Below are 20,354 nucleotides of genomic sequence, written 5' to 3'. Positions count from 1 at the left end.
TAGCCCGCGCCGGGATGGCCTAACGCTGCAGCCGGGCGTAAGGTGGTGCACATACCGATCAAGCTACTGGAGAACTCGCATGCCTTGGTATATCTGGCTTTTACTGGCTCTCGTAATCGGAACAATCATCGGCGGCTTGCTGATGTTGCGCGCAGGGGCCCGCAAGATTCCGCTGACCGACGAGCAAAAACAGCGCATCGCTCAGCGTAATGCCGAGGCAGATGCCCAAGACGCTCGGGATCGCTGAACACAGCCTTGGCGTAGCATTGCGTCCACTCGGCTTGGCACCTATGAACCGCGCGTCTATAAAGTGCTACAATCAGCGGCCGCCGATGGCCTTTAGCCATGATTCAGGCGATCATTCATCCTCTCAACAGGATGATTGAATGTCAGCATCTCGCTCCCTCACCGACAACCTCGACCCCAACGCTAAAAGCGCCTTCGCTCGTCGCACCCTGCCCGGCATCGCCTGCCTATTGGCGGCCGCGCTTCTGGCGGCTGCGGTTGCGGTTATCCAAATCGCCAGCACTATTGACAGTGATGCGCTTGTGCGGGAGCGCTTCCTGACGGGTAAGGCGTTTGAAGCGCACCAACGCAGCATGGGCCGCCACGTGGCGGATAACGCGTTCTGGGGTGATGCCTATGCCAATCTGAGCAGTCGGGTGAACCTGAACTGGGCATACGAACAAGAAAACCTGGGGCCTTCGCTGTACCAGGATTTTGGCTACGACGCCGTTTTCGTGATCGATCCGGACGGGAAAACCACCTACTCGGTCATCCGCGGCGAACTCCTTCAGGTCGATGCGCGGCAATGGCTTGAGAACGGGCTAAAAACACTGCTGACCGATGCCCGGATAGCCCTTGAGGATGACGAGACGTCCGCTGGCATACTTACCGCCGAAGGCCATCCGGCCATGGCGACTGCTGCAGTGATGACCACCGGCGGCAGCGATATCGAAGAGCAACCCGGCCCTGCCTCGGTATTGGTCTTTGTCGACCTGATGGACCCCAAGTGGCTGCTTGACCTCGGAGAAGCCTACGCCGTCGAAGGCCTGCGCGCAGACCGCGACAACGAGCAAATCGAGGGTGCACAGGTCAAACTCAACAGGCTCGATGGCTCGCCAGTGCGTTTTATCTGGAGCGTGTCGCAACCCGGTGATTATCTGCTGTGGATCACGTTGCCGGTGCTCGGCGCGGTCACCCTCGGGCTCAGCCTGCTGGCCTGGCTGCTGTTGTGCCAGGCACTCAAAACCGTCCGCATCATGGACGCCAGCTACAGGCGTCTGGTGATCAGCCGCACCGCATTGGCGGCCAGGGAAGAGCGTTTTCGTGACGTGGCGGAAGCTGCTTCCGACTGGATATGGGAAACGGACCAGCACGTACATCTCACCTACCTGTCTGCCCGCTTCGAGGAAATTACCGGGCATGTGCCTGCGACCTGGATTGGCCGCCCGCTGATCGACCTGCTGGTCACTGATCACGCCGCACTTCAGGAATGGCTGAGCAGTAAACACAACGTGCCGCTGCGTTGCAGCTACCACGCCGCGGATGGATGCGTGCGGTATTGCCGCTTGTCTGCCCGGGAGATCCACGACGGCGGCCAACTGCTGGGATATCGCGGCACTGCCAGCGATGTCACCGAAGAGACCAAGGCACAGGCTCGTGTCCAATACTTGTCTCAGCATGACGCCTTGACCGGCTTGCCCAACCGTAACCGGCTGCGCGATTACCTCGAGAGCAAACTTAATTCACTAACCACCGCGTCGCGGCTGACCGTTCTCTATATCGATCTGGACCGCTTCAAGCCGGTGAATGACACCCTCGGCCATGGCGCTGGCGACGAGGTCCTTATCGGTGTCGCCAACCGTCTGAAACAGTGCATCAGAGGTGACGATCTGGTCGCCCGCCTGGGCGGCGATGAGTTCGTCATGGTGATGAGCCGCCTACAACACAACGAAGACATTGAGGCGCTATGTGCCCGCGTTGTCGGTGCCATCAGCGAGCCATTCAGCTATGAGGACAAGCAGATTCATATAGGCGCCAGCGTCGGAATTGCCTTGGCGCCTACCGATGCCAGCCAGGCCAGCGAGCTGCTGCGGTGCGCCGACATCGCCTTGTATCAGGCCAAGGCCGACGGGCGTGGCACTTGGTGCTTCTATGGCGTCGAGATGGACAAGCGACTACATGAACGGCGCAATCAGGAAGACGAGCTGCGCCAAGCAATTGCCGAAGGTCAGTTCGAAGCGTATTACCAGCCCCGTTATCTGAGCGAAGACATGCGTATCAATGGAGCTGAAACGTTGCTGCGCTGGCACCATCCCAGCCGGGGCCTACTGCTACCCGAACAATTCATTCCGCTGGCAGAAGAGACCGGGCTGATCGTGCCACTGGGCGAATGGGTGCTGCGCGAGGCCTGCTTCGAGGCGGCGAACTGGACTGATGACCTGGTCGTGTCTGTCAATCTATCGCCGCTGCAACTTCGCATTGGCGATCTCTACCTGGTGATAGTCAGCGCGCTCGGTGATAGTGGCTTGCCCGCAAACCGACTGGAACTGGAGATTACCGAAACCGCGTTGCTGCAGGAAAACGAGAGCACTCTGGATGTGCTCAATCGGCTGAAATCGCTCGGCCTGCGGCTGGCAATGGATGACTTCGGCACTGGCTACTCATCGCTGAGCAACCTACGTAACTACCCGTTCGACATGATCAAGATCGACGGCAGTTTCATTGCGGGCATGTCCCTCTCAGTAGAAAACCATTCCATTGTCAAAGCGTTGATCGACCTCGGCCGTGGTTTGCGTATGCGCGTTACCGCTGAAGGTGTGGAAACGCTGGAACAGCTGAACCTACTGCTGGCTGACGGTTGTAGCGAACTGCAAGGGTTCCATATGAGCCATCCGCTGCCCGCGAAGGAGCTCAGCGCGTTGCTCAGCAAGGCCCGTCTGGCCGACGAGGCGAATCCATAATCCGTCAGCACATTCAACGCTTGAGTTCGAAATTGATCTGCGCCCCATCGATGATGGCTTCGTCCTGGGCCATTCCTGGCAAAAGCTCGCCGCTCATCTGCAGCGAGCGAGAATCCTGGGTGGATTCGAACAGCGGCGGCAGCAAACTCAGGTTCGTCGGTTCGTCCGCTGGACCGAGGCTTTCGGTCCAATCCTCCGGTAGGCTCAGGTCGAGATCCGGCTCGGGCAGTTCCACCTTCTCCAGCTTGGTCTTTGGCGCAGCGGCGGGTGCACCCTTGACCTTTGGCGGAGGGGCCGCGGGTTCGTTTGGTGATGGTTCGGGGTTCGCTACCAAAGCCGACTCGGTTTCGATCTCGATGCTCTCCGGGCGATCCCTTGCATCCAGCTTGGGCTCGGCTATTACCGGCGCAGCAGTATCAGGCGTCGAAACAGTGACCTTGGGCGGTGCAGGAGGCGCAGGCTGATCCGGAACCTTGTCGCAGGCGCCAAGGAGCGATAGCCCCACCAACATCAGCCATCTCATCTCCCGCCCTCCTCGTATCAATTAGCTCGATTGTCGGCAAAGCTCTCCAGCAAGCTCACCCAATGTCTTCAATGCTCGCTCCGCCTCGGCCGTCCAGGGCAGCGCGCAGTTGAGCCGCACACAGTGATTGAACTGCTCAGTGTTGCTGAAAATCAGACCCGGCGCGATGCTGATCCCACGCTTCAACGCCTGGACATGCAGATCCTTCGTATTCACCCGGGCCGGTAAGCTGACCCAGAGGATGAAACCGCCCGTAGGTCGAGTCATCTGAGTGCCTTCCGGGAAGTAACGTTGCACGGCCAATTGGAAAGCGCTGAGATTCTTCCGGTACTCGTGGCGGATGTAGCGCAAATGGCGGTCATAACCCCCATTTTCCAAATACGCGGCAACGCCCATTTGCGTAACACTGCAGGCCGAATGCGTGCTGAAGGTCTGCAAACGCTTTATCTCTTCACGGTAGCGGCCAGGAATAATCCAGCCAATACGCACACCGGGTGAAATGGTCTTGGAGAAGCTTGAGCAATAAATCACCCGCCCCTCGGTATCATTGGATTTGAGCGCCCGGATCGATCCTACGTCGAACAGCAACTCGCCGTAGATATCGTCTTCGACAATCTGAATGTCGAAATTCGCTGCCAGCTTCAGCAACTGCTTCTGCCGTACGTCGGGAACACTGCCACCGAGCGGATTGCTTAAACGCGCCGTCAGTACCAGCGCCTTGATCGGCCACTGGCTGGCCGCCAGCTGCAACGCTTCGAGGCTAAGCCCGGTATCCGGATCACAAGGGATCTCGATCACCTTGAGCCCGAGCAAATCGGCCAGTTGCAGCAAACCGTAGTAACTGGGCGACTCCGCTGCGATCAAATCGCCGGGTTTGGTCAGCACGCGCAAGGACATCTGCAGCGCATCGACGCAGCCGTGCGTAATCACCACGTCGTCAGGTCCGACGACCACGCCCGCGTCGCGCATGCGAATCGCCACCTGCCGGCGCAGCGGCTCGTAGCCGGGGCTGAACATGTAGCTGAACGCCTGCTGACTCTGGAAACGAGTGACCTTGGCGAGCTGTTGATGTAACGCACGAGCCGGCAGATAGTCCACGTGCGGTACGGCGGCACCCAGCGGTATAAGCCCGTCACGGCGCGACTCACTGAGCACCTGATTGATGATGCTGCTGCGGGTGACCAACGTCGGCCGTTCGACCTGAGCGATATCCGGTGTAGGCGCGGTCAGTGCGGGAGTGTGATGAACGTAGAAACCGGATTGCGGACGGGCGCGGATCATGCCCTGGTCTTCCAGATTGGCATAGGCCTGCAGGACCGTCGCGTGGCTGACGTTCAGCTGCATGCTCATTTTGCGCACCGAGGGCACCCGCTCGCCCGGGCGATAGACGCCTCGCCGGATATCGTCGGCGAGCTGGTGTGCAATACGCTGATAAAGCAACAGATTGGTCATTTCGTCCGTCTCCGCCAACTGGACCATAACAGTAGTACAACACCGTTATGCACGACCAATACAGTTATCCGCTAACTCGCCGACACAGTCAGTTACCTTTCTAACCATCTGAGTTCAACGGGGGCTGCTCAGACGTCCTTGCTCGTCAGAAAATAAAATCTCGACCCGCCGATTCTGTGCACGCCCGCGCGCCGACGCGTTCTCGGCGACGCGATATTGCTCGCCATAGCCGACCACCTCGATACGCCCCGCATCGATCCCGAGGCTCTGCATGAAGTCGCCGACCGTTTGCGCACGCGCCTTGGACAAGGCGAGGTTTTCGGCCGCATCCCCTCGATTGTCCGTATAGCCCTCGATCCGGACCCGCCGCTTGGGATTGAGCTGCAGGAAATGGACGACCTTGAGCAGCGTGCGGTTGGCGGATGCGCCTAGTTCGGCACTGGCCGCCCTGAACAGCACGTCACCCAGGGTCATGACCAGACCGCGATCGGTCTCGGCCGCCGCCAGGCTGACCATCTGATCCTCCAGCCAGCGCCCCTGATGTTGCATGTCAAGCATCCTGGCTTCCTGTACAGCCTGACGTAGACGCTCTAGCTCCATGCTCAGCTGGGTCGCGCGCCTTTGATTCTGTAACTGTTCGCTGTGCTGGCGGGCAATCTCGCTATAACGTTTGCTGAGGTAGGCATAATGAATGACATCCTCTGCGCTGCCCCAGTAGCCAGCGAAGCGCTTTGCGCGCTCCAGTGACTCGCCCGCTCGCATCACGTCCTTGGGCGCATCCTGAAGGATCTGCGGCACTTCACTGATGCTCTGAAAAGTCATGGCTGCGTCTTCCAGCTGCTGCTGCGACTCGAGCGTCGCGCAACCTGGAAGTGCGCCAAGCGCAACCAGCAGCGCGGGTATTAGATAGACCGGCTTCACTGCAACGCTCCCAGCTGTTCTCGCAAGCGCGCGATGCGGCGGTGCAACTCCGCCAGCTCCTGCTGACTTTTATCATTAAGCACGCGGGCCTCGGCAAGTCGCGCGTCAAGTTCGGCTTGCTCGGCTTGCAGGCGTGCCTCTCGATAATGCTCGCCCTTCATCGCTGCCTCCGCAGCCGCCAGTTTCTGCTCAGCCAGTGTCAGATCCGAAGCGCCCAACGAGCGTGCCTGGTTCAACGCCTGCTCGGTAAGTCGCAGCTGTTCAATGGGAGCGGGATCGCTGGCACAACCGACCATTGCGAACAGCACGAGCGTGCCGCAAAGATGTTTTATCAAGTGAAAATCCTACCGTTGCGAATTGCGTGTCGACGCTGACTGCTGCTTCCAGCGCTCGATGTTGTCCACCAGCAGTTGCTGCGGCACTCCCGCGGCGCGCAATTCTGTCATTTTTATCGCCAGCTGTCCGCGCAGCCATGGCCCGTTGCAGGCCGAGTCGTGAGCGACCGCAAAATGCAAACCGCGGATGAAAACCGGTGGGTCCAACCGCTGTATATCGGCTAGCAATCCCTGTCGGGCTGCATATGCAATCAGGCTGTAGCGCTCATGCAGCACATAATCAGCTTTGCCCGCCAACAGTGCGCTTAGCGCCTTGGCCAGGCTCGACACCGAGCGCAGATTGGGGTTGTCTTTGGCATAGCTGTCGAATGCACTGCCAAAGCCAGCCGTCTTGACATAAATGCCCGAGCGACCTGCCAGATCCTCCCGATTGGAGTAGAGGAACCCCGGCTCCTGACGTACCCAGGCAGACATCTGCAAGTTAGTGATCGATGGATGGATAAAGTCCAAATAGGCCAGCTCGCTGGGAGACAGTACCGCATCGGTCAGTACGTCCACTCGGCCGCTGCGCACTTGCTCAAGCGCCTTCGGCGCGTCACCTGTGTAGAGCACGTCAAGTTTCAAATCGAGCGAGTCGGTGATCTTTTTCAGCAGATCGGCATTCGCACCTACTAGACGCTTGGGATTTTGCGGATCACGCCAGAGAAAAGGTGGATTGTTCGCACCGCCAGTCGCGATCAGCCGGTCACACTTTGCTGCCGCCGCGTGCGTCGCGAGAGGTGTTGCCAACAACAAGGCGAGCAAGGCGGACTTCAGCGGAACGGCACAGCGCATGGAAAACCTCATTGTTCGAAATCGGACAGGCGCCTTCTCGCGCCTGCAGGAATCTTACCATTGGGCAACGCAGCCAAGCGCCCATAAAAAAACCCGCTGCGAGAGCGGGTTTTTCAACCTAGTCGGTCACACCAGCTCTTCAAGCTCTGGCAGGATCTCGAATAGATCGCCAACCAGGCCATAGTCGGCAACCTGGAAGATAGGCGCCTCCTCGTCCTTGTTGATCGCGACGATTACCTTGGAGTCCTTCATGCCCGCGAGGTGCTGGATCGCTCCGGAGATACCGACTGCGATGTACAGCTGCGGCGCAACGATCTTGCCCGTCTGACCGACCTGCATGTCGTTCGGCACGAAACCGGCATCGACCGCGGCACGCGAGGCACCAACGGCGGCGCCGAGTTTGTCGGCCAGCGAGTAGAGGTGCTTGAAGTTGTCACCGTTCTGCATGCCGCGACCACCGGAGACAACGATCTTCGCAGCCGTCAGCTCAGGACGATCAGACTTGGCCAGTTCCTCGCCAACGAACGAGGAAATGCCCGCATCGCCAGTACCGGAAACCTGCTCGACAGCTGCCGAACCCCCTTCAGCATTGACCGGATCAAAACCAGTGGCACGCACGGTAATAACCTTGATCGCCGCGCTGGATTGCACGGTAGCAATGGCGTTACCGGCATAGATCGGACGCTTGAAGGTGTCCGGGCTTTCAACGGCGATGATTTCAGAGATCTGATCAACGTCCAGCTTGGCGGCGACGCGCGGCAGGAAGTTCTTGCCGTTGGTAGTGGCAGCAGCCAGTACGTGGCTGTAATCCTTCGCCAGATCGGCAATCAGCGGCGCTACGTTTTCCGGCAGCTGATTGGCGTAGGCAGCATCGTCGGCGACAAGTACCTTGGAAACGCCTTCGATCTTGGCTGCAGCTTCACCGATCGCAGCGCAACCGGCACCGGCAACCAGCACATGAATGTCGCCGCCGATCGCCTTGGCCGCGGCCACGGTGTTCAGAGTGGCAGCAGCCAGAACGGCGTTGTTGTGTTCAGCGATAACCAGGATAGTCATTTAGATTACCTTCGCCTCGTTCTTCAGTTTCTCGACCAGTTCAGCCACGGACTTGACCTTGATACCTGCGCTGCGTGCGGCCGGCGCTTCGACTTTCAGGGTCTTCACGGTGGAAGTGGTGGTTACGCCGAGCGCGTCCGGCGTCAGCACTTCCAGCGGCTTCTTCTTGGCCTTCATGATGTTAGGCAGCGACGCGTAGCGCGGCTCGTTCAGGCGCAAATCGGTGGTCACAATTGCCGGCAGATTCAACGCAACGGTTTGCGCGCCGCCGTCGATTTCGCGCTCAACGTTCACCTTGTCGCCCGACACTTCGACTTTCGAGGCGAAAGTGCCCTGAGCAAACCCAGTCAGCGCACCGAGCATCTGGCCAGTCTGGTTGTTGTCACTGTCGATGGCCTGTTTGCCAAGGATCACCAGCTGCGGCTGCTCTTTGTCGACAACAGCCTTCAGAAGTTTGGCAACGGCCAAGGAATTGAGCTCTTCGCTGGACTCGACCAGCACGGCGCGATCGGCACCCAGTGCCAGCGCGGTGCGCAGCTGCTCCTGGGCAGCGGTCGGACCGATGGAAACCACGACGATTTCGCTCGCCACGCCCTTCTCTTTCAGGCGTACGGCTTCTTCAACAGCGATTTCGCAGAAGGGGTTCATCGACATTTTGACGTTGGCGAGGTCGACGCCGGAGTTGTCCGCCTTGACGCGAACCTTGACGTTGTAATCGACCACTCGTTTGACAGCTACAAGAATCTTCATGGATTCCTCGTTACTCTCCGGTGAATAGAATTTCGCCGAGGCGAACCGAGCCATGCTCAAGGACCGGGCCGCCATTAGCCTTCGGACCTGTTCGGCGAGCACAAAACTGCCCGTATCTTGACTGCAGGCAACAGCTGGGGTCAACAACGCAAATGACCCGTTATAAGCCGCTGTTTCCGGATTCTATCAGGCTTGAGAGAAATTCAAACAAACGTTTGTATTGGACCCTTTCGGGCGTCTATATATAATGCGGCAGCTCGGCTTGGTCAGGGATACGATCCAGCCCTCCACTATCTATAAAACAATCAAGCCTTGAGTAGGAGATAGCCAATGGAACGCGAATACATGGAATTCGACGTAGTCATCGTCGGCGCCGGCCCCGCGGGCCTGTCCGCTGCCTGCCGACTGAAGCAGCGAGCCGCCGATGCCGGAAAGGAAATCAGCGTCTGCGTCGTTGAGAAGGGTTCCGAAGTTGGCGCCCACATCCTATCCGGTGCCGTGTTCGAGCCGCGCGCCCTGAATGAGCTCTTTCCCAACTGGAAAGAACTGGAGGCGCCGCTCAACACGCCAGTCAAGCGTGACGACATCTACCTGCTCAAGACTGCCGAAGCCGCTCGCAAGCTGCCCAATGCGCTGGTCCCCAAAACCATGCACAACGAAGGCAATTACATCATTTCGCTGGGTAACTTTTGTCGCTGGCTAGCCCAGCAGGCTGAAAACCTCGGCGTCGAGATCTATCCCGGCTTCGCAGCCCAGGAAGCGCTGATCGACGAGCAGGGTGTGGTTCGCGGCATCCTTACCGGCGACCTCGGCGTGGACCGTGAAGGCAATCCGAAGGAAGGCATGTACACCCCCGGCATGGAACTGCGTGCCAAGTACACCCTGTTCGCCGAAGGCTGCCGTGGCCATATCGGCAAGCAGCTGATCAACCGCTTCCAGCTCAACGCCAATGTCGATCCGCAGCACTACGGGATAGGCATCAAGGAGCTCTGGGACATCGACCCAGCCAAGCACGAGCAGGGTCTGGTCGTGCACACTGCAGGCTGGCCGCTGAACGACGATAACACCGGCGGCTCGTTCCTCTATCACCTGGAAAACAACCAGGTCGTGGTCGGGCTGATCGTCGATCTCTCCTACAGCAACCCGTACCTCTCCCCGTTCGATGAGTTCCAGCGCTACAAGCATCATCCGGTGATCAAGCAGTACCTGGAGGGCGGCAAGCGCGTTTCCTACGGCGCGCGGGCGATCGCCAAAGGCGGCATCAATTCGCTGCCGAAGATGGTGTTCAATGGCGGCGCATTGATCGGCTGCGATGCCGGCACCCTGAACTTCGCCAAGATCAAGGGCAGCCATACCGCCATGAAGTCCGGCATGCTGGCGGCAGAAGCGGTAGCGGACGCCTTATTCGCCGGCCGTGAAGGTGGCGACGAGCTGACCGGCTATGAAGAGGGTTTCAAAGCCAGCTGGCTTTATCAGGAGCTATACGCCAGCCGCAATTTTGGCGCAGCGATTCACAAGTGGGGCGCCGTCAAGGGCGGTGCGTTCAACTTCATCGACCAGAACATTTTCAGCGGTAAGATTCCGTTCACGCTACACGACACCAAGCCGGACTACGCGTGCCTGAAGACTGCCGCAGAGTCGAAGAAGATCGACTACCCCAAACCGGACGGCAAGCTCAGCTTCGACAAGCTGAGTTCGGTATTCCTCTCCAACACCAACCATGAAGAGGAGCAGCCGGTTCACCTCAAACTGATCGATCCGAGCATTCCGATCGAAAAGAACCTGCCGATGTACGACGAACCTGCCCAGCGTTACTGCCCGGCCGGCGTCTACGAGGTGGTGGACAGCGATGACGGTGGCAAACGCTTCCAGATCAACGCGCAGAACTGCGTGCACTGCAAGACCTGTGACATCAAGGACCCGGCGCAGAACATCGTCTGGGTCGCGCCGGAAGGCACCGGGGGACCGAACTACCCCAACATGTGACAAGGCTGCCCTGCAGCTTAGCGAACCCCGCCTCGGCGGGGTTTTGCTTTTTAAGATCCACTACTTCGGCGACTGCGATAAACATCTGTGCCACCGAGAAGGTCACCAGAGCGCAGCCACCTAGCAAAAAGCCCTGAAAACGAAAAGCCCCGGCCTGGGCCGGGGCTCTGTCACAGTTTCGCTAACAGCCGAACGGCTGTTTAGCGAATAGCCGGCGGTTACAACCCAGCCACATCTTCCGCCTGCAGGCCCTTCTGCCCCTGAGTGACCGAAAACACGACCTGTTGCCCCTCGGCCAGAGAGCGGTGGCCTTCGCCACGAATCGCCTGGTAATGCACAAACACATCCGCCCCACTGCCACGCTGGATGAATCCATAACCCTTGGCATCGTTGAACCACTTAACGGTTCCGGTTTCGCGCTCAGCCATCCTACTTCTCCAACTCGATTCTTATTATTCCCGCTCGGGGATCAACGGACAGGCGTGATCTTCTTAGAATCAACGCCAGCGCCAAATATAGCGCAGCGGCCATGACAAGTACGTTTCTGGCGTTCGCCGGCGCATCAGCGTAGGCCCGGTTGGGGTCGGGGCGCTCAGCACGCAACACAAGCAAACCGCCAGGCTAGCCAGCTCACCACGCTCATACTGGTCGACGCCTGCGCCAGAACCACAGCAGCAACATCCCGAGCGTGAGTATCAGCGGCACCAGACCGATATTGAAGAATTTCAGCACCCGCCCCAGCGCCTCGATGTCCGCGTTGAGCTGGTAACGCACCTCACGCAACTCCTTGCGAATGAGCAGCTTCTGCTGCATGAAATCCTGCAGCGCGGCCTGTTGCTCAGCCGTCAGCTGTACAGCCCCTCCGGCGTCCGGCTCCTGCAGCTCGGCGAGTTGTGCCTCGGTGGCAGCCAGACGCTGCTGCAGCACTTCTTCCTTCTCACGAAAGCGATTCTCAGCCTGGCGCTGTAAGTCCTCGACGACTGTAAACGGGCGAGCGAATCGACCTCGTGAGCGCACGCTGATCAACGCATCGGTGCCGGACAAATTGTCCAGCGCATAGATCACGAAGGTGCCTTTGTCTGCCCAGGGCTGGGGCATACGCTGGCCAAAGAAATCATCGATTTGCACCCACATGCGATCGGCAAGCAGGTCGGTATCCGCCACGGCGAGCACGTTGATGTTGGTGCTTTCGTTCAGGCCATCCTTGCGGCCCTCTATACCGTTCGGATAAGCCGACTTAGCCGGGCCCTGGATACGCGCGGCAAGGGTATAGCGCTCGCCAGTGGGTTGCAGGTCCCGCAATAGCACCTCGGGATTTTCCAGTTTCGCAAAGCGCTCCGCCTCGATCGGCATGGCGTAGCTGGAGCTCTGGATCAGCGGCGTGAAACGAGTCGTCGCGCCTTCTAGCGGTTCCAGAAAGCCTGCAGTCGCCATGGTCAGGCTCTCCAACGAAAGAGGTAACGACGTCTTCGCTATCCATCATGCGCTGGGGCAGACTCAGCCAGGCCGGATGCCTGACCGGACGGCGTTCCTCTCCCACACCGACGGACATCGCATAGGACGCATCCAGCACCACCTGATTTGGCGCCATACGCGCGCCCCAGGCGGCGAAAAGCGGCTCCAGCTCTGACGTCTTGCCCTCACCGAACTCACCCGGCCCAATGCCCATACCAGGGTCCGCCTCGCTGTACGGATCGAGGAACACCAGCAACTTGCCGCCGCGCATGACGAACTGGTCGACGGCATACAGGGTCTGCTTCGGAAGCTCCTTCGGATGGATCAGCATGAGCACCGATACGCTGGGGGGAATCACGTCCACGTCGCGCTTAAGGGTTTCGATATGGAACAGCTGGCGGATGTTCTCTAGCACCATCCAGGGGCCGGGCGGGCGTTCGATATCTTCATCGCAGTTTCGCGACTTGCACTAGCCTCAAGCGAAGCAACGAGCAACGCGGAGCTCCCGACATGATCGAACGAATCTTTCGCAGCAGCCGCTTTCTGGTACTGGTTGCCGTTGCCACGACGGCGATCTCTGCCGTGCTGCTGTATGGGGTCAGCCTGAACACCATGATTCACCTTCTGCTAGAGCTGACTCAGCAGTTTCCTAGCAGCGCGAACGACAGCAAGAGTCTCGCCGTAAAACTGTTAAAGCTGCTGGACCTCCTGCTGATCGCGATCACCTTTCAGCTGATTGCCATCAGCCTGTACCGACTTTTCGTCAAACCACTGCCCGCAGAACAAAGCGCCTCTCTCGGGCCGCTGGATATCAGATCTTTCCATGACCTGAAGAAGACCCTGATTCAGGTCTCGGTAGTGATCATCGTCATACTATTTCTTGAGCATGCGGTTGAAGTGGGCGCACGACTGGAAACCCTGTATTTCGGAGCGGCCGTAAGCCTGGTGGTATTCTCGGCCGTCTACGCATGGAAAAACATGAAGTGAGCCGGGACGGCCGATAACAGCGATTTTGAATGACAACACCCTCCCCCTACCCGGCGCGTCAGCACACCGACCAGCGCCCTTCACCTACCAGAGATTTTGCTCACCAACACCGCATGCGGCACACTTGCGCGCCTCAAGGGCATTAACCCTTCTACAGTCGAATCTGCCGTATGACTCGTTCCCCGCTCCGCCGTCTCGTCTTCTCCCTCGTGCGTCGCCTGCTCTATTTCTGGGTGCGCTCGGAGACGATCAACCAGTCCGCTTTCACGCTCAAGCTGGACCGCAGCAAACCGGTGTTCTACGTGTTGCAACGCGCCTCGCTGAGCGATCTCGCGGTGCTCGATCATGAGTGCAGCAAAGCTGGACTGCCACGTCCGGTGGCCGATGTGGCGGTGGGCGATCACATCGAACCAGCGGCCTTCATTTTTCTCAACCCGGCCGCCAGCTGGTTCGGCACGCGGACGCGCGCTGTTACGCCAGAGCCACTGGTGCGCTTGGTCGGTGCACTGGAACAGAACGCGGTAGACAACGCGCAAATCATCCCGGTGACCATCTTCTGGGGTCGCTCGCCGGCTCGCGAGACCAGTGCCTGGAAGCTGCTTTTCGCCGACAGCTGGGCCGTCACCGGACGGATGCGCAAGCTGCTCAGCATCGTCATGCTCGGGCGCCAGACCCGTGTGCAGTTTTCCGCGCCCATCCAACTCAACGAACTGGTCGCGCAGAACAAGGGCCACGAGCGCACCCTGCGCATGGCCCATCGCATGCTGCGCGTGCATTTCCGCCACCAGAAGACGGCGGTGATCGGTCCCGACTTGTCGCACCGTCGCAACCTGGTCAAGGGTCTGGTGCACGCACCGCAGGTGCGTCAGGCAATCAAGGACGAGGCCGAGCGCGAAAACATTTCACTGGAAAAGGCCGAAGCCCGTGCGCTGCGCTACGGCAACGAAATCGCCTCGGACTACGCCTACACCGCCGTGCGCTTTCTCGAGGTGGTGCTGTCCTGGTTCTGGAACAAGATCTACGACGGCATTCGGGTCAATCATCTGGAGCCGCTGCAGGAAGCCGTCCAGGGTTACGAGGTCATCTACGTGCCTTGCCACCGCAGCCATATTGACTATCTGCTGCTCTCCTACCTGCTGTTCCGCAACGGCCTGACACCACCGCACATCGCCGCCGGCATCAACCTCAACATGCCGGTCATCGGCAGCCTGCTTCGCCGCGGCGGCGCCTTCTTCATGCGCCGTTCGTTCAAGGGCAACCCGCTTTATACCTCGGTGTTCAACGAATACCTGCATACCTTGTTCAGCCGGGGCTTTCCGGTCGAGTACTTCGTTGAAGGCGGTCGCTCACGGACCGGGCGGATGTTGCAGCCAAAGACCGGCATGCTCGCCATCACCCTGCGCAGCTACCTGCGCTCGTCGCGTCTGCCGATCCTGTTCGTGCCGGTCTACATCGGTTACGAGCGAGTGCTCGAAGGCCGCACCTATCTGGGCGAATTACGCGGCGCGGCGAAGAAAAAGGAATCGATCTTCGACATCTTCAAGGTCATCGGCGCGCTGAAGCAGCGCTTCGGCCAGGTCTGGGTCAATTTCGGCGAACCGCTGAAACTCAACGAATTTCTCGACCAGCAGCAGCCGGGCTGGCGCAAGCAGGATTTGGCACCGAACTTCCGCCCCGACTGGCTCAACGAGGCCACCAACAAACTGTCCGAACGCATCGCCCAGCGGCTCAACGAAGCCGCCGCGGTCAACCCGGTCAACCTGGTGGCGCTGGCGATGCTCTCCACCAGCCGTCAGGCCTTGGATCGCCGCTCACTGGCGCGAATCCTCGACCTCTACCAGAACCTGCTGAGGGCCGTGCCCTACTCGCCCCACACCACACTGCCGGACGGTGATGGCGAGGCGCTGATCAGCTACGTGAAAGAACTCGACCTGCTGGCCGAACAGAAGGATGCGCTGGGCAACATCCTCTATCTAAATGAGCAAAATGCCGTTCTGATGACCTATTACCGCAACAACGTAATGCACATCTTCGCCCTGCCAGCGTTGCTGGCGAGCTTCTTCCAGAGCAGCTCACGCATCAGCCGAGAACAAATTCTGCGTTTCACCGAGGCGCTCTATCCCTATCTGCGCGCCGAGTTGTTCATCCGCTGGGAGCCAGAAGAGTTGCCCGCCGTGATTGTTCAATGGCTGGCAGCCTTCGTCGAACAGGGGCTGCTCAAGCGCGACGGCGAAACCTACGTGCGACCGGCGCCCAGCTCGCGTCAGTTCGTCCTGCTGACCTTGCTGGCGCGGACGATCATGCAGACGTTGCAACGCTTCTACATGGCCATTGCGCTGCTGCTCAACAGCGGCCAGAACACCCTTGACGCGGAAGAGCTGGAAAACCTCTGCACGGTCATGGCTCAGCGCCTGTCGATCCTGCATGGCCTGAACGCGCCGGAGTTCTTCGACAAAAGCCTGTTCCGCCACTTCATCAAGAGCCTGCTGGACCAGGACGTGCTTCAGCAGGACGGCGCGGGCAAGCTCGGCTACCACGCCAAGCTGGGCGAACTGGCTGAAGGCGTGGCCAAACGTGTGCTCCCGGCTGAGATTCGCCTGTCGATTCGCCAGGTGGCGCTGGAGCGACACGACGAGGAACACCCCTCGGACTGATTGCGCTCGAAGCTCAAGCACGGACGCTCGCAGCCAAGTCCTCAGTGGCAACCACGCTAAGGACGGCCAGGCTTAATGCCGAAACGTTCGATTGATGACAGATGCGGCACCCATACTCAGCAGGTCACCCACCGAAAACGTCGGCGACCTGCCGAGAGGGGACTGTATGACGCACAGCCGTGTGATCGCCTTGTCGCTCGTCTTGGGGATGGGCGGTTGCGCGACGCCCACCCTGAACAACCTAACACCCTCCTCGGTTGCCCGGTCACCGGTGCCGCTCTACCCGTTGCGAGCGCAAGTGGATGGGCGTGGCAATCGCATCGCACAGGTCAACGTGGTCATCCATGGCACGCCCTGGGCCATGATGCCGTTGCCTAGTGATCAATACGCGGTGGGCTACTTCGCCGACACCTGCGAAACCAACATTCCCTATCACTTCAGTGTCGGTTATCAGCGCCGCAACTGGCTCGGCTCCGGCTATTCGAGCACCGTCCATGAGAAACGCTTTCCGGAAGCATCCGGTTACGTCATGAACGTCACTGGCGACCCGCTGCCCGGTGATTGCGCCGCCTCCATCGGCCTGACCCTGCGTGTGGACAGTACGGCCGACGAGGTGGATACCGAGCCGGGCGACGGCAACTGCCGATCCATTTCCAATCGCTGCACACTGAGAGCGGCGGTGATGGAGAGCAACGCGCACCAGGGCCACGATTTGATAGAGGTGCCGTCAGGGCATTACGTGCTCTCGTTGACCGGCACAGAGACCGCAGACGTGCCGAACGACGCGGTTGGTGATCTGGACATCACGGATGGTCTGACGCTATCGGGCCTCGGGCGAGCCGCGAAAAACGATGATTTGCAAGTCATCATCGACGGCGGGGCCATCGACCGGATTTTAGATATTTATGCTGCCGCGCCAAGGGCGGTAACGCTCAGCTATCTGCGGCTGGAAAACGGCAGGCCCATGGGCAGCGGCGGCGGCGCGATATGGAATCGAGGCAACCTGCGCATGGACCGGATGCTGTTACGTGGCAACACCATCGACCATGAACTGGAAACCTCCTGCGCGGCCTTTCCCAGCCGACGCCTGTGCAACCGTGGCGCGGGATTGTTCAACGAGGGACAGGCGCTGGTGGCGCGTTCGACCATCGAACAGAATTCGACCGGGTACCAGTCCGGCCATGGCGGTGGCATTTCCAATATGGGCTCGGCGGCGCAGCTGTATCTGCGCAACAGCCTGATAACCGCCAATGACGCTCGCTTTTGGGGTGGGCTGCTGAACTATCAGGGCACCGTCGACATTTTGAACAGCACCTTTGTCGACAATCGCAGTACCACCGGTGGTGTCCGAGCCGCAGAAATCGGCAACATCGACGGCAAAGTCTCGGTCCGCAACGCGACCTTCAGCAATCACTCGCAGCTGTTCAGCCATTCGGGTACTGGCGAGTTCCGCCTGGCCAACAGCCTGGTCGAAATCCGCACCTTCGGCGACATGCCGTTCTGCAGTGGCGCGCTGACCAGTGGCAGTTTCAATGCCATCGGTGGCTCCGGAGGAGGACTCTTCGACTTCCTGGGTGGCTGCGGCTTCACACCCACCACCGCGGACGAAGCAGGGGTTCGCCTGGCGCTCGGATCACTGCAGGACAACGGAGGTCCGACCCGCACCGTCGCGCTGCGCGAACCGTTCGAAGACAGCCCCTATTTCGACGCCATCGACATGGGCGGCGTGCTTTGCCCGGACACCGACCAGCGCGGCAACCCGCGTGACGATCGGCAGTGCGACCCGGGCGCTTTCGAGTTCTGACCCGCATGGCCGGCAGTCAGGTGCCGAGCACCTCCAGCTTGGCACGTATGAAGTCTGAATGCGGCACATACAACAGATCGGCGATACGGCGGATCAGGTGGTCTTCGTATCGGTGGATATCGCCATCGGCGGCGGCGACGCGCCATAGCGTTTTGATCAGAACAAATTTTTCGTCCATCGAATATTCAGCGTTGATCAGCGTAGTGAATTCATACAGTGACGTCGATCGCTCGGCGGATTCCTGCGCGGAGGCGACCAGGGATTCGAGCTCGCCGTCTTCCAACCCCGAGCCGAGGCGGATGGCTTCGATAATGGCTTTTTGTTCGTCTGCATCGCTTTCGTAATCCGCACGGCCGACTTCGATCAGCAGCGCCGCTGCGGCCACTTCAACGCTGTGTCCCGTAGGCTGATCTTCCCCACTGCGGTCGAACAGCGACTTAAGTGCTTTGAGCATGGTTTCATTCCTCTACACGGGTTGGTATTCGAACGGATCCGCGGCGAAGGTTCAGCCGCAATCGTGTCGTCGGTCAGCGCGTAGCGGATGTTCGCTTTGGCAGATTGATGAATCCGCCTCATGATGATCTTTTTGTAGCCGTGAAGCGGCTAAAAGTTGCACCAACGCGACCGTTATAGCGCCCCGCACCTGCGCTAGACCGAGCGGCAGACATCGCTGGATGCCGCCGGCCGGCAGCGAATGTCGCGGACGAGCGTCAACGAAACGGTCGAAACAAGCTGCTGCCACCGTTTGGCACGCCGCGCCAGGCCTATTAAGCTCGCTGCATCACTCAGAGGATTTGTCCATGCTACGCACCACTGCTTTGCTCACCGGTTTGATCCTCTCCGCCAGCGCTTGGGCGCTTTCGCTGTCCGACCTAAGTCAGGGCGATGCTAACAAGGCACTCAAAGACGCGCTCAGTCAGGGCACCAAAGTTGCGGTGCAGCAGCTCGGACGACCTGGCGGTTTCGGCAATGACCCGGAGTTGCGTATCGAGCTGCCGGGCAACATCGGCAAGGCTTCGCGCATGCTGAAAATGATGGGCATGGGCGCCCAGGTCGAACAGTTGGAAACCGGCATGAACAAGGCCGCCGAAGCAGCCGTTCCACAAGCTCAGGCGTTATTGCTGGATGCGGTGAAGAAGATGACCGTAGCCGACGCCAAGGCCATTCTTGCCGGTGGCAACGACTCGGCAACGCAATACCTGAACAAGACCAGCCGTGACGAGATTCGTGCCAGGTTCATGCCGATCATCAAGCAAGCGACCGACAAAGTCGGCGTCGCCCAGCAGTACAACGCGCTGGCCAGTAAGGCATCCGGGCTAGGCGCGATCGACGCCAAGTACGGCACTGTCGAAGGCTACGTGGCCGAACAGGCGCTCGACGGGCTGTTCACCGTCATTGCCGAGCAGGAGGCAGCCATTCGCCAGAATCCAGCACAGGCCGCCACCAGTGTGGCGAAAAAGGTGTTCGGCGCATTGATGGGTAATTGATCAACGGTTTCAAGGCTGCACACGATGTATCACGGAGAAAAATTCAACGCCTGGACGCACCTGACCGGTGGCGTGCTAGCGCTCATCGGAACGGTTTGGTTGCTGATCCTGGCAGCTATGGATGGAGACATGGCGAAGATCGTCAGCGTCGCCATCTACGGTTTCACCCTGGTGCTGCTGTACAGCACTTCGACGCTTTATCACAGCGTTCGTGGCCGTGCCAAAACAGTGATGCAAAAGCTCGATCACCTGTCGATCTATCTGTTGATCGCCGGCAGTTACACACCCTTCTGCCTGGTCACCCTGCGCGGCAGCTGGGGCTGGTGGCTGTTCGGGATCGTCTGGTCACTGGCGGTCATCGGCATGCTGCAGGAAATCAAACCGCGGTCGGAAGCGCGGGTGCTGTCGATTGTCATCTACGCGGTCATGGGCTGGATTGTGCTGGTGGCGGTCAAACCACTGCTCGCCGCACTCGGCACTGCCGGCTTCAGCTGGCTGGTTGCCGGCGGCGTGCTCTATACGGTGGGCATCGTCTTCTTTGCCTACGATCAGCGCTTCCGTCACTGGCACGGCATCTGGCACCTGTTTGTCATCGGCGGCAGCCTGCTGCATTTTGTGGCCATCCTGCGCTATGTGGTCTGACCCCGTTCAGCTGAGCGTGTCGATCAGAGTTCGTGCATGCGATTGACCTGTTGCGCCAGCCGCATGGTCTCGTGCTCCTCGAGCTGGAGCATCTCGCCGAGCAGCTCGCTCGCCTTGCCCAGTCCAGGCCGTTTTTCCAGCGAGCGATACAGATCGATGATCCGGTTGTGAATGGCGAACACTTCTCGTGAGATATCGTCGACACCCATCTGTACATAGGCCTCACCGTCGAGGTCCAGCGCAAGCACGTCACCCTCTAGCGCCTCGGGCAGCCGGGCTTGTAGGGCGCGCGGGTCGGCGTGTTCCTTGATCCGAGCAATCGTACGGGTCAACTCTTGCTCGTGCTGCGCGAGATAGACCAACAGCATCTTGGCCAGCGAGTCGCTGCGGTCCTCTGCGCCCTCGGTCATGCAGGTAGACAGTCGGGTATGGGCGTGGCTGGTCCAGTCAAGCAGCTCTTCGCATCGTTCGATGTTCATGGCACCTCCATCCGCCGCGTCTG

At 59.6% G+C, this 20,354-nt stretch carries 18 protein-coding genes and 1 pseudogene; 8 read left to right on the top strand and 11 right to left on the bottom strand.

The genetic code is table 11. From position 1 onward, the window contains the following. Positions 1–79: 79 nt before the first annotated feature. Positions 80–247 carry a DUF2897 family protein gene (locus ACIGHL_RS01620; protein ID WP_064503180.1) on the top strand — a complete coding sequence of 56 codons (168 nt, stop codon included), beginning with the start codon at positions 80–82 and terminating at the stop codon, positions 245–247. Between the two features lie 139 nt (positions 248–386). Then, on the top strand, positions 387–2,966 hold the full coding sequence (locus tag ACIGHL_RS01615; RefSeq protein ID WP_128119086.1) for a bifunctional diguanylate cyclase/phosphodiesterase: 2,580 nt from the start codon (positions 387–389) through the stop codon (positions 2,964–2,966). 13 nt (positions 2,967–2,979) lie between these two features. On the opposite strand, the gene ACIGHL_RS01610 is transcribed toward ACIGHL_RS01615, so the two are convergent. The 7 genes from ACIGHL_RS01610 to ACIGHL_RS01580 all read right to left on the bottom strand — a co-directional run bounded on the left by ACIGHL_RS01610 (position 2,980) and on the right by ACIGHL_RS01580 (position 8,837). Then, on the bottom strand, positions 2,980–3,489 hold the full coding sequence (locus ACIGHL_RS01610) for a hypothetical protein (protein ID WP_128119085.1): 510 nt from the start codon (positions 3,487–3,489) through the stop codon (positions 2,980–2,982). A gap of 21 nt (positions 3,490–3,510) precedes the next feature. Beyond that, positions 3,511–4,941, bottom strand: a complete 1,431-nt coding sequence (locus tag ACIGHL_RS01605; protein WP_128119084.1) for an aminotransferase-like domain-containing protein — start codon at positions 4,939–4,941, stop codon at positions 3,511–3,513. Between the two features lie 114 nt (positions 4,942–5,055). Beyond that, complete coding sequence (locus tag ACIGHL_RS01600) at positions 5,056–5,862, bottom strand: OmpA family protein (RefSeq protein WP_128119083.1); 807 nt, start codon at positions 5,860–5,862, stop codon at positions 5,056–5,058. Continuing rightward, a complete protein-coding gene (locus tag ACIGHL_RS01595) occupies positions 5,859–6,158 on the bottom strand; it encodes a DUF4398 domain-containing protein (RefSeq protein WP_128119293.1) in 300 nt (99 codons plus the stop codon). The genes ACIGHL_RS01600 and ACIGHL_RS01595 overlap by 4 nt, the downstream gene beginning before the upstream one ends. 48 nt (positions 6,159–6,206) lie before the next feature. Then, positions 6,207–7,031 carry a substrate-binding periplasmic protein gene (locus tag ACIGHL_RS01590; protein WP_128119082.1) on the bottom strand — a complete coding sequence of 275 codons (825 nt, stop codon included), beginning with the start codon at positions 7,029–7,031 and terminating at the stop codon, positions 6,207–6,209. Between the two features lie 126 nt (positions 7,032–7,157). Continuing rightward, complete coding sequence (locus tag ACIGHL_RS01585; protein WP_046162318.1) at positions 7,158–8,087, bottom strand: electron transfer flavoprotein subunit alpha/FixB family protein; 930 nt, start codon at positions 8,085–8,087, stop codon at positions 7,158–7,160. Further along, positions 8,088–8,837, bottom strand: a complete 750-nt coding sequence (locus tag ACIGHL_RS01580) for an electron transfer flavoprotein subunit beta/FixA family protein (protein ID WP_045425680.1) — start codon at positions 8,835–8,837, stop codon at positions 8,088–8,090. It lies immediately after the preceding gene. A gap of 330 nt (positions 8,838–9,167) precedes the next feature. On the opposite strand from ACIGHL_RS01580, the gene ACIGHL_RS01575 reads away from it, so the two are divergent. Further along, positions 9,168–10,823 carry an electron transfer flavoprotein-ubiquinone oxidoreductase gene (locus ACIGHL_RS01575; protein WP_046162319.1) on the top strand — a complete coding sequence of 552 codons (1,656 nt, stop codon included), beginning with the start codon at positions 9,168–9,170 and terminating at the stop codon, positions 10,821–10,823. Between the two features lie 218 nt (positions 10,824–11,041). Here ACIGHL_RS01575 and ACIGHL_RS01570 read toward each other — a convergent pair whose 3' ends face one another. Then, positions 11,042–11,251 (bottom strand): cold-shock protein, encoded by a 210-nt coding sequence (locus ACIGHL_RS01570; protein WP_128119081.1) that lies wholly within the window; start codon positions 11,249–11,251, stop codon positions 11,042–11,044. Between the two features lie 211 nt (positions 11,252–11,462). Then, a pseudogene (locus ACIGHL_RS01565) lies at positions 11,463–12,702 on the bottom strand (Gldg family protein); the annotation flags it as partial. A gap of 86 nt (positions 12,703–12,788) precedes the next feature. Here ACIGHL_RS01565 and ACIGHL_RS01560 point away from each other — a divergent pair. The 3 genes from ACIGHL_RS01560 to ACIGHL_RS01550 all read left to right on the top strand — a co-directional run bounded on the left by ACIGHL_RS01560 (position 12,789) and on the right by ACIGHL_RS01550 (position 17,723). Beyond that, positions 12,789–13,265: a YqhA family protein gene (locus ACIGHL_RS01560; protein WP_128119080.1), complete on the top strand. Its 477-nt coding sequence runs from the start codon at positions 12,789–12,791 to the stop codon at positions 13,263–13,265. 170 nt (positions 13,266–13,435) lie between these two features. Continuing rightward, entirely contained in the window at positions 13,436–15,919 is a 2,484-nt protein-coding gene (plsB, locus tag ACIGHL_RS01555; protein ID WP_128119079.1) for a glycerol-3-phosphate 1-O-acyltransferase PlsB, read from the top strand. 166 nt (positions 15,920–16,085) lie between these two features. Beyond that, positions 16,086–17,723: a choice-of-anchor Q domain-containing protein gene (locus tag ACIGHL_RS01550; protein WP_446697488.1), complete on the top strand. Its 1,638-nt coding sequence runs from the start codon at positions 16,086–16,088 to the stop codon at positions 17,721–17,723. Between the two features lie 16 nt (positions 17,724–17,739). On the opposite strand, the gene ACIGHL_RS01545 is transcribed toward ACIGHL_RS01550, so the two are convergent. Continuing rightward, positions 17,740–18,177, bottom strand: a complete 438-nt coding sequence (locus ACIGHL_RS01545) for a tellurite resistance TerB family protein (protein WP_446697489.1) — start codon at positions 18,175–18,177, stop codon at positions 17,740–17,742. A gap of 346 nt (positions 18,178–18,523) precedes the next feature. On the opposite strand from ACIGHL_RS01545, the gene ACIGHL_RS01540 reads away from it, so the two are divergent. Continuing rightward, positions 18,524–19,210 (top strand): DUF4197 domain-containing protein, encoded by a 687-nt coding sequence (locus tag ACIGHL_RS01540; protein WP_446697490.1) that lies wholly within the window; start codon positions 18,524–18,526, stop codon positions 19,208–19,210. Positions 19,211–19,234: 24 nt separating this feature from the next. Beyond that, the gene (gene trhA, locus ACIGHL_RS01535; RefSeq protein WP_446697491.1) at positions 19,235–19,852 is read left to right on the top strand and encodes a PAQR family membrane homeostasis protein TrhA; all 618 of its coding nucleotides are present in this window, start codon (positions 19,235–19,237) and stop codon (positions 19,850–19,852) included. Between the two features lie 23 nt (positions 19,853–19,875). On the opposite strand, the gene ACIGHL_RS01530 is transcribed toward trhA, so the two are convergent. After that, positions 19,876–20,331 (bottom strand): hypothetical protein, encoded by a 456-nt coding sequence (locus tag ACIGHL_RS01530; RefSeq protein WP_446697492.1) that lies wholly within the window; start codon positions 20,329–20,331, stop codon positions 19,876–19,878. Positions 20,332–20,354: the final 23 nt, after the last annotated feature.

The organism is Pseudomonas sp. NPDC077451, from assembly GCF_044543345.1.
GTDB lineage: Bacteria > Pseudomonadota > Gammaproteobacteria > Pseudomonadales > Pseudomonadaceae > Stutzerimonas.
Note: the sequence above shows the minus strand (reverse complement) of the source record. Positions and strands in the feature narration are given on the sequence as shown.

Coding starts and splice junctions, on each gene's coding strand:
- ACIGHL_RS01550 (WP_446697488.1), top strand. CDS start 16,086: ATGACGCACAGCCGTGTGATCGCCTTGTCGCTCGTCTTGGGGATGGGC.
- ACIGHL_RS01540 (WP_446697490.1), top strand. CDS start 18,524: ATGCTACGCACCACTGCTTTGCTCACCGGTTTGATCCTCTCCGCCAGC.
- ACIGHL_RS01570 (WP_128119081.1), bottom strand. CDS start 11,251: ATGGCTGAGCGCGAAACCGGAACCGTTAAGTGGTTCAACGATGCCAAG.
- ACIGHL_RS01620 (WP_064503180.1), top strand. CDS start 80: ATGCCTTGGTATATCTGGCTTTTACTGGCTCTCGTAATCGGAACAATC.
- ACIGHL_RS01585 (WP_046162318.1), bottom strand. CDS start 8,087: ATGACTATCCTGGTTATCGCTGAACACAACAACGCCGTTCTGGCTGCT.
- ACIGHL_RS01545 (WP_446697489.1), bottom strand. CDS start 18,177: ATGCTCAAAGCACTTAAGTCGCTGTTCGACCGCAGTGGGGAAGATCAG.
- ACIGHL_RS01605 (WP_128119084.1), bottom strand. CDS start 4,941: ATGACCAATCTGTTGCTTTATCAGCGTATTGCACACCAGCTCGCCGAC.
- ACIGHL_RS01610 (WP_128119085.1), bottom strand. CDS start 3,489: ATGAGATGGCTGATGTTGGTGGGGCTATCGCTCCTTGGCGCCTGCGAC.
- trhA (WP_446697491.1), top strand. CDS start 19,235: ATGTATCACGGAGAAAAATTCAACGCCTGGACGCACCTGACCGGTGGC.
- ACIGHL_RS01575 (WP_046162319.1), top strand. CDS start 9,168: ATGGAACGCGAATACATGGAATTCGACGTAGTCATCGTCGGCGCCGGC.
- ACIGHL_RS01590 (WP_128119082.1), bottom strand. CDS start 7,031: ATGCGCTGTGCCGTTCCGCTGAAGTCCGCCTTGCTCGCCTTGTTGTTG.
- ACIGHL_RS01580 (WP_045425680.1), bottom strand. CDS start 8,837: ATGAAGATTCTTGTAGCTGTCAAACGAGTGGTCGATTACAACGTCAAG.
- ACIGHL_RS01560 (WP_128119080.1), top strand. CDS start 12,789: ATGATCGAACGAATCTTTCGCAGCAGCCGCTTTCTGGTACTGGTTGCC.
- plsB (WP_128119079.1), top strand. CDS start 13,436: ATGACTCGTTCCCCGCTCCGCCGTCTCGTCTTCTCCCTCGTGCGTCGC.
- ACIGHL_RS01530 (WP_446697492.1), bottom strand. CDS start 20,331: ATGAACATCGAACGATGCGAAGAGCTGCTTGACTGGACCAGCCACGCC.
- ACIGHL_RS01615 (WP_128119086.1), top strand. CDS start 387: ATGTCAGCATCTCGCTCCCTCACCGACAACCTCGACCCCAACGCTAAA.
- ACIGHL_RS01595 (WP_128119293.1), bottom strand. CDS start 6,158: ATGGTCGGTTGTGCCAGCGATCCCGCTCCCATTGAACAGCTGCGACTT.